The sequence below is a fragment of the uncultured Porticoccus sp. genome, from assembly GCF_963975625.1.
Taxonomy (GTDB): domain Bacteria; phylum Pseudomonadota; class Gammaproteobacteria; order Pseudomonadales; family Porticoccaceae; genus Porticoccus.
Map to the genome: position 1 here is coordinate 148,088 of NZ_CAXBHS010000002.1, position 11,335 is coordinate 159,422.

Here is an 11,335-nt window from a genome sequence, read left to right on the forward strand (position 1 = left end):
GCATGATAGTATAGCGGGCCAAAAATAAATACAGACCCGAGAATCATCCCTTTACCCGGCGGGTTTGTTGTAATTGAATGCCCTGAGGCGCAATCACCACGAGGCGATTCGGGGACAATCGGAGCGACTATGGATAACGAGCAGGCAAAAGATACTGACAAGCTACTCGTCGCTCGTGTTCAAAAAGGCGATAAACGCGCTTTTGACTTGTTGGTGATGAAATACCAGTACAAAGTCCATGCGATTGTCAGTCGCTATGTCAAAGATTTTGATGAGGTTAACGATGTTGTGCAGGAGGCCTTTATCAAGGCTTATCGGGCATTGGCCAAATTTCGTGGTGAAAGTGCTTTTTATACCTGGCTGTATCGTATTGCCGTCAACACGGCAAAGAATTATCTTGTCGCTCGGAATCGGCGCCCACCTGCCAACGATGTTGATGCTGAAGAGGCTGCTTTTTATGAGGGCAGCGAGAAACTCCGCGACATTGACTCGCCTGAAAATCTTCTCTATCGGGATGAACTGGAGGCCGTAGTGGATCTGGCCATAAAAAATCTTCCGGAAGATTTGCGTACTGCGGTAACTTTAAGAGAGTTTGAGGGTCTCAGTTATGAGGAGATCGCAGAGATAATGGGATGTCCGGTAGGGACTGTAAGGTCACGCATCTTTCGCGCCAGAGAAGCCATAGATGAAAAGATTCGGTTACTTGAGGGCTGACCTCCCGTATTGATGAACTTTTTCAGCCAACGGGCTGTCATATATAGAATTATTTGATCAATAGCTGTATGGGTACCATTGTTCGTATTGATGAATTAAAAACAGGTTTTACGGCCACGATGTACCGTGGCATGGTTACTAATAGTTTTGAGGTAGTTGCTTATGACCGCTAACAATGATCGCGAGAAAGAGCCCCTGTCAGCATTGATGGATGGTCAGGCAGGCGAGTTTGAGGTCCGTCGGATTCTGAAAAGTATTTCCGATAATGACCAGTCTCGTGACACTTGGCGTCGCTATCAGATGGCAGCTGCTGCTATGAGGCGGGATCTTCCGGAGCAGGTGGTTGACCACTCTGCCGGCATAAGTGCGGCCCTGGAAAATGAAAAAGCCCTACAGGTAAATTCGCTGTCTGCCCGCATGCTTAAGCCCCTCGGTCGTTTTGCCATTGCCGCTTCAGTGGCCACCGTTGCTATCATTGGTTTTCAACAGTACAACATGCCGACTACCAATCAACCTGCTATCGCCTCAGCCAAAACTGTTGACAACAAGCTCTCTCCAGCCCAACTTAGAACTTCTGCCGATTTCGGAATACCTTCTGTCACAGCCCGAACCGTCAGCGTCAACAACAATCCTGAGAGTTACCGGGCCAGCCAGTCCCAGCCGGTCATTGTGGTCGATCAGTCCACCGAGCCTGACGTCACTCGCGAACAGGTACAGGCTTACCTCAACAGTTTAATGGTTGAACATACCGGCCACGCGGCAATGAATACCAATCAGGGTATGTTGCCATTTGCTCGCATGCCCACTACGCATGATCAGTAATTCACTGGAAATCATGTCTATTCCCAGGTCTTTTGTGGCTATATGCCTATTTCTCATTGTTGCGCCATCTGGCGTGATCGCAGAGACTGCTTCTCCAACGACCATTCTTGCCAAAATGGCGGATGCCAACCGAACGCTCGACTACAGCGGGATATTCACCTACGAACACGGCGGCATTCTAAGGACCATTAAGGTTTTTCATTCTGTGAGGGATGGTCAGGAGTTTGAGCGCCTTTTTTTATTGAGTGGACCGAAAAAGGAAGTCACTCGTCAAAGTGGCGAACGTCGATGCGAACGCCTTGGAGATCTTATGCTGAGGAGCCCTGTTGCAGCAGCTGCCTCTGTACCGAAAGACCACCTGGAAAAACTCTACCATGTACACCCCAAGGCCAAAGATCGTATAGCCGGTCGTGAGACGCTAACGGTTCATGTAATCCCAAAAGACAGCTACCGCTATGGATACATACTGGGGATTGATCAGGAAACGGGGTTATTACTCCAGTCCATGCTGATTGGCGACAACAATCGCGTCCTGGAAAGATTTCAATTTGCAGATGTTGAAATTGGGAAAGCAATTAACGAGGCGTCACTAGATCCTTCCGAACCGGAAGTGCATAGGGTTTCCTCGAAGGTTTCTACCTGTCTGAACAATGTGGAGTCATCCGTAGCCCAGTCCAATTGGCAGCAGTCCTGGCTTCCGCCGGGTTTCGGTTTGGCTGGTTATCTGAAATCTGGTGACTCTGGCCGAGAGACATTGATTTACACTGATGGTTTGGCAATTTTTTCTGTGTTTATCGATAGCAGTGAAGCCATCGACATCCCTAAAATGCAAGCCCAGCGCGGTGCAACTGTGGCTTATCTCACCAAGGCTAAAATCAAACAGCAAGACTTTCTGATTTCAGTGGTTGGCGAAATACCGGTTGAAACCGCCAGAGCCGTTGCACATGCGGTAATACCTGTTCAACATAACTACCAATAACAATCGGTGTATCTTTTCTATTCAAGGTGTATCTTTTCTATATAGCATCGGCACCTTTTGGTAAAAATTCATGGCATCGCAGGCATTGAACTAAAGTGATTGAAGAGCGGGGCAGGATCACCACCGTGGAGTCAGACGGTTTCTGGGTCGAGACGATTCAACGTTCGGCGTGCCAGGTGTGTGTGGCTGAAAAAGGTTGTGGCCAGAAGCTGCTCAGTCGGCTTTCCGGTAAAACTGCGTTAATCAGGGTATTGTCCGGGCACGGTGAGCTACAGTCACTCAAACCCCATGACCAGGTGGTGATTGGCATCCCGGAGGATGTTGTTGTCAAAGGCACGCTGCTGGTTTACCTTTTTCCACTACTGACAATGGTGGGGGCTGTATGTATTGGAGCCCTGATTTCTTCCCACGACATCATCGTTCTGACAAGCGCCTTGATCGGCTTCATTCTGGGTGGAGTTTTTGTCAGACTGCATTCCTGGCTTAATAAAAATAACCGTCGAGTCCACCCCGTATTGCTGGAGAGACTGGTCGCATCCAGTGATGCATCGGTTTCTGCCTGAGTAGTCTCTGCCTGCAGCGCCACTTCCTGTGGTCATATGGCAAGGATGGAATATATAAAAGGGTGGCTCGTCTATAAAGAGGAAGCACATATGTTTAAGTGGTTTTCTTTGGGGGCATTGCTCTTTGTAGTTATAGCACTGACCCTCAGCCAATCTAATCGGCAGGATTTGCCAAATTTCAATCAATTAATTCAAACCTCATCCCCCGCGGTCGTAAAAATTGATTCCGTTCAAAAAATCATTGGGGCGGGAATGACCCAGATGCACGAGCGAAATATTCCTGATATGTTCCGTGAACCCCATGAAGATGGCAAGGCAGGGGAGGCACATGCAACCGGTTCCGGTTTTATCATTTCCGATGACGGTTACGTTCTCACTAATGAACATGTGGTCGAAAATGCCCATGAGGTGATCATTCGATTAATAGACCGCCGCGAGTTTGAAGCAAAGGTAATCGGCATTGACCATCGCTCGGACCTGGCGTTACTCAAGATTGATGCCAAGAACCTACCAAAAATCAACTTTGCCGATCCCGGCAAGGTCAAAGTAGGCGATTGGGCCCTGGCGATAGGCTCACCATTCGGTCTTGATTATTCGGTGAGCGCCGGGATTATCAGCGCAATTGGCCGCAGTATACCTACCGAAAATGGCGATAATTATGTGCCGTTTATTCAAAGTGACGTTGCTATCAACCCAGGTAATTCCGGTGGCCCCTTACTGAATCTGGATGGCGAGGTGGTGGGTATAAACTCTCAAATATTTACCCACTCCGGCGGATCGATAGGCCTGTCTTTTGCTGTACCTGCAGGTGTCGCTATAGATGTTGTGTCACAGCTCAAATCAAAGGGCCGTGTTGATCGTGGCTGGCTTGGTGTCTACGTTCAGGAGGTTGACAAGTCGCTGGCCCGATCATCGGGGCTGACAAAAACGCAGGGGGCGCTTGTTGTCCAGGTTGAAGCCGGAAGTCCGGCCGATGTAGCCGGCATTCAGGCCGGCGATATTATTCTGTACTTTGATAATGAAGAAATTATCGAATCAGGGGATCTGCCCCATGTGGTTGGTTTGTTGTCACCTGGCAGCCAAATCAAGGCTCAACTGATCCGGGGAAAAAAGAAGAAAACGCTTGATGTGATCGTTGGTACTTTACCGGACGGGCTGAATCCTTAAACTACTGCTATTTACCCGTTCCATATCCAAGAAAATCAAGAAATAAGTTTCTGTGGAATCCCATACTTTTTGCAGAGCGTTTGGCTGTTTGGCGTGGTACTCATGGCGTCCACACAGCAAATACGCTAGACTGCATGGCCTAAAATTAACCCCCCCAGCCCGACCGGCTGCAAACTGATTGAATCGCTGTGTCCGACCTTAGTTATATCCGAAACTTCTCTATTATCGCGCACATCGATCATGGGAAATCCACCATTGCTGACCGCTTTATTCAAATTTGCGGTGGGCTTTCTTCGCGTGAAATGGCTGAGCAGGTTCTCGACTCGATGGATATCGAGCGAGAGCGCGGCATCACAATCAAGGCACAGAGCGTGACACTTGATTATCGTGCCAGAGATGGCAAAACCTATCAGCTCAACTTCATTGATACACCAGGCCATGTGGATTTCTCCTATGAGGTGTCGCGCTCACTGGCTGCCTGTGAAGGTGCTTTATTGGTAGTGGATGCAGGGCAGGGTGTTGAAGCTCAGTCTGTCGCCAACTGCTACACCGCCATTGCTCAGGGCCTCGAAGTCATTCCTGTTCTGAATAAAATGGATTTACCCCAGGCAGAACCCGAGAAGGTCATTGCCGAGATAGAGGATATCATCGGTATTGATGCCCAGGATGCCGTGCGCTGCAGTGCAAAAACCGGGCTCGGGATAGAGGACATACTGGAACAGCTTGTGGCTAAAGTACCAGCCCCGGTAGGCGATTTGGATGCACCCTTACAGGCACTTATCATCGACTCCTGGTTTGACAATTACCTCGGCGTCGTTTCCCTGGTGCGGGTGACCCAGGGTACTCTGAAAGCGAAAGACAAAGTGATTACCAAATCCATCGGTAAAGCACATGTGGTAGATAATATCGGCGTTTTTACTCCCAAGCGAAAAGATACCGGGGTTCTCAGGGCGGGTGAAGTAGGTTTCGTCGTTGCAGGGATTAAGGATATCCATGGTGCGCCAGTAGGCGACACATTTACTCACAGTCATACCCCGGATACTCCTGCGCTACCCGGCTTTCAACGAGTCAAGCCGCAGGTGTATGCCGGCATGTTCCCGATTAGTTCAGATGATTTTGAAGACTTTCGTGAGGCACTGGCCAAACTCACGCTGAATGACGCTTCATTGTTTTATGAACCGGAAAGCTCTGACGCGTTGGGTTTTGGATTTCGCTGTGGTTTCCTCGGCATGCTGCATATGGAGATCATTCAAGAACGCCTCGAACGGGAATACAATCTCGACCTCATTACGACTGCACCCACGGTTGTTTATGAAATAATAAAAACAGATGGTGCAATCTTGCACATCTCAAACCCCTCCGACCTTCCAGATCCGGCCAGTATAGAAGAAATGCGGGAACCTCTTTGTGAAGCGAGTATTCTCGTTCCAAAGGATTATCTGGGCAACGTCATTACACTTTGCGAGCAAAAACGTGGTACTCAAAAAAGCATGGTGTTTACCACTAGTCAGGTATCACTAACCTATGAACTGCCCATGAGTGAAGTTGTCATGGATTTCTTCGACCGCCTAAAATCGGTCAGTCGGGGATTTGCATCACTGGACTACGCATTTACACGTTTCCAGACGGCTCCTCTGGTGAGACTGGATGTCCTGATTAATGGCGAAAAAGTAGATGCTCTGGCCTCGATCATTCATCGCCAACACTCACAGTACAAAGGTCGTCAACTGACAGAAAAAATGAAAGAGTTGATTCCGCGCCAGATGTTTGATGTGGCTATTCAGGCAGCTGTTGGTGGTCATGTGATTGCCCGGACCACAGTGAAAGCCCTGAGAAAAAATGTCACCGCAAAATGTTATGGTGGCGATATGACCAGGAAGAAAAAACTGCTGGAAAAACAGAAAGAGGGTAAAAAGCGGATGAAGCAGGTGGGCAGTGTAGAAATCCCTCAGGAAGCATTCCTGGCTGTACTTAAAACGGATAGTTGAGACTTGTAAATGGATATTAATTTTCCGCTAATCTTATTGTTTCTGGTAATGATTTCCGGAGTAATATGGTTTTCTGATCGTTTTGTACTCTCAAAAAAACGCGGCGAGGATGAGCCAGTTCCGGGCTGGATTGAATACAGCGGTTCATTTTTTCCCGTCCTGCTGCTGGTTTTTGTGCTTCGTTCATTTCTCTTTGAACCGTTCCAGATCCCTTCCGGATCAATGATACCAACTTTAAAAGTTGGCGATTTCATCCTCGTAAACAAGTTTACCTATGGCCTCAGGCTGCCTGTGATCGGTACCAAGGTTGTCCCGATTAATGAGCCAAAGCGAGGGGATGTGATGGTCTTTTTTCCACCCGATGATGACCGCTATTTCATCAAAAGAGTCATTGGCCTTCCCGGGGATGAAATTCAATTACGGAATAATATGTTATATATAAATGGCTTATTGGCTGAGCAGACACTATTGCCCGACGCTGCAGAAGACTCAAGATTCGAGCTGATTACTGAGAATCTGAATGGCCTCGTTCATACCGTGCAAAAAAATAAAGTGGCGGGACCACTGGGTAGAAACTATGCCCTGGTTGTTCCGGAAAATCATTACTTCATGATGGGCGATAATCGTGACAATAGTAGTGACAGCCGGGTATGGGGTCCGGTACCGGAAGAGAATATTGTTGGCAAGGCCGTATTAATCTGGATGCATTGGGAATCATTTGGCGAGCTGCCAAGCTTCGACCGGGCCGGCACAATCAACTAATATCAACAGGTAGACACCTGGAGCCAATGCTATGAAACATACTAATCAACAGGGTATTACGGTGCTTGGTGGCCTCCTGTCGCTTGCGATAGTGGGTTTTTTTATTACCGCAGCATTAAAAATAGGACCACTGTATCTCGATAACTCTTTTGTCAAAGCAGCAATAGATTCACTGGCGGATGAGAATATCCATAATATGAGTGATACCGAAGTCCGCAGAAAGCTTTTAACCCATTTTGATATCAACAATGTACGCGATATCGACACAAAGCTGGTCAAAATCAAGCGTGAACAGACGCATACAACGGTCAGCCTCAATTATGAAAAAAGAATTAATTTCATGGGAAATCTGGATGTGGTGGTACGCTTTGAAAATACCTATGACAGCGCCAGATAATCAGATCACTTGCAGAACTTGGGCGTGAAAGAATCAAAAAAACGGCTACTCGATCGTATTAATCACCCATTCAGGGATACCAGCCTGTTCGATTTGGCCCTAACCCATCGCAGCCATGGTTCGGTCAACAACGAACGTCTGGAGTTTCTCGGCGATGCGGCGCTGAATTTTATTATTGGTCATGCTGTTTACGAACGTCTTCCTCAGGTCAAAGAAGGTGACTTGAGTCGCTATCGTGCCAATCTTGTCAAAGGTGCCACACTTACCGAAATAGCCAAGGAGCTGGAGATAGGTCAATGTCTGAATCTGGGTGCCGGCGAGCTGAAGAGTGGCGGCCACCGACGGGCATCTATATTGGCAGATACAGTAGAAGCTATCATCGGAGCAGTGTATCTGGACGGCGGTATGGCTGCCTGCGAAAAAGTCGTCATGGAGTTATTCAGCGGACGTCTTGCCAACCTGTCAGAAAATACGCTCAGGGACCCGAAAACCCATTTACAGGAATTTATGCAGGCTCAAGGGAGACCATTGCCTAATTATGAAGTGATTTCCGTGACCGGCGAAGCACACAGCCAGTTCTTTACGGTAGAGTGCAAGGTTGATGGCCTGAAAACTCCTGCCCTTGGCGAAGGCAGTAGCCGCCGTACGGCCGAAAAAAAAGCAGCTGAAAACGCATTAGCCGGACTCATCAAGTGACTGAAATAGAATCTATCAAGCGGTGTGGATACGTGGCCATTGTCGGTCGACCAAATGTTGGAAAGTCCACATTACTGAACCACTTATTGGGTCAAAAAATAAGCATTACCTCACGCAAACCGCAGACGACTCGACAAAATATGCTTGGCATAAAGACAGAAGGTGACGCGCAACTCGTTTTTGTCGATACTCCGGGACTACATGACAATCAAAGCAAAGCGATCAACCGGTCCATGAATCGCGCTGCTGAAAGTGCAATTCGTGACGTTGACGTTATTGTTTTCGTTGTCGATCGTGCCATATGGACGGAAGCTGACGAAAAGGTCGCGCAGGAGGTAATGAAAAGTAACGTACCAGTTATTATTGCCCTGAACAAGCTGGACAGACTGGAGAACAAAGCGGTTCTGCTGCCTCATCTGCGAATGTTAGCCGAGCGCTTTCCCAAAGCACGACTGATCCCGGTTTCAGCCCTGCAGGGACAGCAACTAGCCCAACTTGAACGTGCCATTCTTCAGTATATTCCGGAGGGTGTTCATTTCTTCCCCGACGACCAGATTACAGATCGCAGTCAACGCTACATGGTGGCTGAAATTATCCGGGAAAAGATCACTCGTCAGCTGGGAGCCGAGCTTCCCTACGAGGTGGCCGTAGAGGTTGAGGAATTCAAACCCTCTGAAAAAATATGTCATATCAGTGCGCTGATTCTTGTCGAGCGAGATGGCCAGAAGAAAATCATTATCGGTGAAAAAGGCGGTAGATTGAAAAAAATCGGCCAGCAGGCTCGCCTCGATATGGAGCGTATGCTGGAATCAAAGGTCATGCTCAACCTTTGGGTAAAAGTGCGTCGTGGATGGTCAGATGACGACCGGGCACTGCGCAGCCTCGGCTACGACGATTAACCGGTCTACTCCAGGACCGGGGTTATTCACCATCAACGTTAGAATTGGCAATATGTCGAAGAGTGGCAGTGATACTATCCGACGAACTGCTACAGCCTGTATCATCGCGATATGACCAATTTGCGTGTCGACTCAGAGCCAGCTTTTGTTCTCCATACGCGACCTTATCGGGAAACCAGCCAGCTGGTAGACTTGTTTTCCCGCCATTATGGTCGTCTGCGCGTGGTCGCCAGAGGATTCCGGCGGCCAAAAAATGGCAGTCGGATACTTGCCCCGTTTACACCACTACTGGTGGGATGGAGCGGAAAAGCAGAACTGAAAACCCTGGTCAGTGCAGAGCACTCAGGGCGTTCGCTGATGCTTTCTGGCGAACGTCTGTACAGCGGCTTTTATCTCAATGAACTGCTGATACGGCTACTTGTAGAGCACGATCCTCACCAGCACCTGTTTGACCACTATCTCAATATCATGACAAGTCTCGCCGATGGCGAACCGATTGAACCTGCTCTGCGGCTTTTCGAGCGCAACTTGCTAGATGAGGCTGGCTACGGGTTAATGATCGATACCGATATCGTCTCCGGTCATCCGGTATTGCCGGACCAGTGGTACTGGTTGGATCCATCTACTGGGTTTTCCCACTGCCAACCATCGGAACAGGATAAAACATCACCTTACCTATTTTGGGGTGAAGCGTTATTGGCTATCGGCAACGGTGACTATCATGACCTTGACATCGCCAAAGCAGCCAAGCGACTGATGCGGCTGGCCATTCAGGAACATCTTGGGAACAAACCTCTGCGAAGTCGTGAACTGTTTAACCTTCAAAAGACCAGCGGGGCTAAAACTTCGTGATTGTTGCCATAGGAACAGACATTGTACAGGTGGCCAGAATCAGTGAGGCACTGAATCGTCACGGACGTGAATTTGCCAGGCGGATACTTTGTCCCCGCGAGCTTGACCTGTTCGATAGCAAGCCTAATCCGGCTGCCTACCTTGCCAAACGCTTCGCCGCCAAAGAGGCGTTGAGCAAAGCCCTGGGTACGGGTATTGGCAAGGTCTCTTGGCAAGACATGGAAACTATCAACGATCCCGCTGGCGCACCCGCAATCCTGCTAACTGGCAATGCCGAAAAATATCTGTGTAAACTGGGCGCCAACAATGTGTTGCTCAGTTTATCTGATGAACGTGATTTTGCGGTCGCCTTTGTGGTGCTCACTCAGACGCAATAGCCATAGGCTCTCGCGTGAATCGCTCTACATAACAATTTGGCTGGCGTTTATATACAAACAATCTTGATCTATAGTCTGTTCCGCCAAGACAAGCAGATCATGGGTGGCTAAAATAACAGCCTGTTTAGTGAATATTGAATTCTTCCTTTTACCGGAAAACTGATGATCTATCCAACCATTGAATCCTGTATTGGTGAAACTCCGCTGGTTAGGCTACAACGACTTCCGGGAGACACCAGTAACGTTATTCTGGTAAAGCTGGAGGGCAACAATCCTGCTGGGTCGGTAAAAGACCGGCCTGCAATCAGCATGATCCAGCATGCCGAAGCGAGAGGGGAGATCAAACCGGGCGATACGCTTATCGAAGCAACGTCGGGCAATACCGGTATCGCACTGGCCATGGCCGCAGCCATCAAAGGTTACCGGATGACCCTGATCATGCCGGAGAATAGCACTGAAGAGCGCAAGGCGGCCATGCAAGCTTATGGGGCGCAGCTTATCCTGGTCAGCCGTGAACAGAGCATGGAAGGCGCCAGAGATCTTGCAAAAGCCATGGAGCAACAGGGCAAGGGAATCGTCCTGGACCAATTTGCCAACAGCGATAACCCACTGGCTCATTATGAGCATACCGGCCCTGAAATCTGGCGGCAGAGTGGCGGAAAGATTACTCATTTCATTAGCTCCATGGGCACTACCGGCACCATCATGGGTGTGTCCCGCTACCTCAAAGAAAAAAACCCCGAGATTCAGGTTGTTGGATTGCAACCTGAGGAAGGGGCGAGTATTCCCGGTATTCGGCGTTGGCCACAGGCCTATCTGCCGGCTATATTCGATAGCGCACGTGTCGATCGTGTTATGGATATAGGACAACAGGAGGCAGAGGACTACATGCGGGCTCTTGCGCGGCAAGAGGGCATATTTTGTGGTGTTTCCTCGGGCGGCGCTGTGGCCTCTGCACTGCGTTTATCCCGTGAAGTAGAGCATGCAGTCATCGTGGCGATTATCTGCGATCGCGGTGATCGCTATCTCTCATCGGGACTTTATCAGGAAGATCAAAAACTGTAGTTTGGCAGGCTGACACCGTTGCATGACCTCATACAACGTGCACAATTGCTGCAA

Annotated in this window: 13 protein-coding genes; all 13 read left to right on the forward strand. The window is 48.9% G+C overall.

Annotated features, from left to right (window positions below; translation table 11 throughout):
• Positions 1-129 precede the first annotated feature (129 nt).
• The 13 genes from rpoE (at position 130) to cysM (ending at position 11,281) form a co-directional block, all read left to right on the forward strand.
• On the forward strand, positions 130-714 hold the full coding sequence (rpoE, locus tag AACZ64_RS03325; protein ID WP_293614820.1) for an RNA polymerase sigma factor RpoE: 585 nt from the start codon (positions 130-132) through the stop codon (positions 712-714).
• A gap of 162 nt (positions 715-876) precedes the next feature.
• Positions 877-1,536, forward strand: coding sequence for a sigma-E factor negative regulatory protein (locus AACZ64_RS03330; RefSeq protein WP_293614821.1), 660 nt, complete (start codon positions 877-879; stop codon positions 1,534-1,536).
• Positions 1,526-2,515, forward strand: a complete 990-nt coding sequence (locus tag AACZ64_RS03335; protein WP_339639683.1) for a MucB/RseB C-terminal domain-containing protein — start codon at positions 1,526-1,528, stop codon at positions 2,513-2,515. Before AACZ64_RS03330 ends, AACZ64_RS03335 begins: the two co-directional genes overlap by 11 nt.
• A 95-nt stretch (positions 2,516-2,610) precedes the next feature.
• Entirely contained in the window at positions 2,611-3,078 is a 468-nt protein-coding gene (locus tag AACZ64_RS03340) for a SoxR reducing system RseC family protein (protein ID WP_293614823.1), read from the forward strand.
• A gap of 90 nt (positions 3,079-3,168) precedes the next feature.
• Complete coding sequence (locus AACZ64_RS03345; RefSeq protein WP_293614824.1) at positions 3,169-4,245, forward strand: trypsin-like peptidase domain-containing protein; 1,077 nt, start codon at positions 3,169-3,171, stop codon at positions 4,243-4,245.
• A 188-nt stretch (positions 4,246-4,433) separates the two neighbouring features.
• Positions 4,434-6,233, forward strand: coding sequence for a translation elongation factor 4 (lepA, locus tag AACZ64_RS03350; RefSeq protein WP_339639685.1), 1,800 nt, complete (start codon positions 4,434-4,436; stop codon positions 6,231-6,233).
• A gap of 9 nt (positions 6,234-6,242) precedes the next feature.
• Positions 6,243-6,995, forward strand: coding sequence for a signal peptidase I (gene lepB, locus AACZ64_RS03355; protein WP_339639687.1), 753 nt, complete (start codon positions 6,243-6,245; stop codon positions 6,993-6,995).
• 31 nt (positions 6,996-7,026) lie between these two features.
• Entirely contained in the window at positions 7,027-7,392 is a 366-nt protein-coding gene (locus AACZ64_RS03360) for a DUF4845 domain-containing protein (protein WP_339639688.1), read from the forward strand.
• 24 nt (positions 7,393-7,416) lie between these two features.
• A complete protein-coding gene (gene rnc / locus AACZ64_RS03365) occupies positions 7,417-8,088 on the forward strand; it encodes a ribonuclease III (RefSeq protein ID WP_293614827.1) in 672 nt (223 codons plus the stop codon).
• Positions 8,089-8,102: 14 nt separating this feature from the next.
• Positions 8,103-8,987, forward strand: a complete 885-nt coding sequence (gene era / locus AACZ64_RS03370; protein ID WP_293614844.1) for a GTPase Era — start codon at positions 8,103-8,105, stop codon at positions 8,985-8,987.
• A gap of 111 nt (positions 8,988-9,098) precedes the next feature.
• Positions 9,099-9,839 (forward strand): DNA repair protein RecO, encoded by a 741-nt coding sequence (gene recO / locus AACZ64_RS03375; RefSeq protein WP_293614828.1) that lies wholly within the window; start codon positions 9,099-9,101, stop codon positions 9,837-9,839.
• A complete protein-coding gene (acpS, locus tag AACZ64_RS03380) occupies positions 9,836-10,216 on the forward strand; it encodes a holo-ACP synthase (RefSeq protein ID WP_293614829.1) in 381 nt (126 codons plus the stop codon). The genes recO and acpS overlap by 4 nt, the downstream gene beginning before the upstream one ends.
• Positions 10,217-10,378: 162 nt before the next feature.
• Positions 10,379-11,281, forward strand: a complete 903-nt coding sequence (gene cysM / locus AACZ64_RS03385; RefSeq protein ID WP_293614830.1) for a cysteine synthase CysM — start codon at positions 10,379-10,381, stop codon at positions 11,279-11,281.
• The last annotated feature ends 54 nt before the right edge of the window (positions 11,282-11,335 follow it).

What these genes read in the sequence shown, in the direction of transcription:
- rpoE (WP_293614820.1), top strand. Translation starts at nt 130, where the DNA reads ATGGATAACGAGCAGGCAAAAGATACTGACAAGCTACTCGTCGCTCGT.
- AACZ64_RS03330 (WP_293614821.1), top strand. Translation starts at nt 877, where the DNA reads ATGACCGCTAACAATGATCGCGAGAAAGAGCCCCTGTCAGCATTGATG.
- AACZ64_RS03335 (WP_339639683.1), top strand. Translation starts at nt 1,526, where the DNA reads ATGATCAGTAATTCACTGGAAATCATGTCTATTCCCAGGTCTTTTGTG.
- AACZ64_RS03345 (WP_293614824.1), top strand. Translation starts at nt 3,169, where the DNA reads ATGTTTAAGTGGTTTTCTTTGGGGGCATTGCTCTTTGTAGTTATAGCA.
- lepB (WP_339639687.1), top strand. Translation starts at nt 6,243, where the DNA reads ATGGATATTAATTTTCCGCTAATCTTATTGTTTCTGGTAATGATTTCC.
- AACZ64_RS03360 (WP_339639688.1), top strand. Translation starts at nt 7,027, where the DNA reads ATGAAACATACTAATCAACAGGGTATTACGGTGCTTGGTGGCCTCCTG.
- recO (WP_293614828.1), top strand. Translation starts at nt 9,099, where the DNA reads ATGACCAATTTGCGTGTCGACTCAGAGCCAGCTTTTGTTCTCCATACG.
- cysM (WP_293614830.1), top strand. Translation starts at nt 10,379, where the DNA reads ATGATCTATCCAACCATTGAATCCTGTATTGGTGAAACTCCGCTGGTT.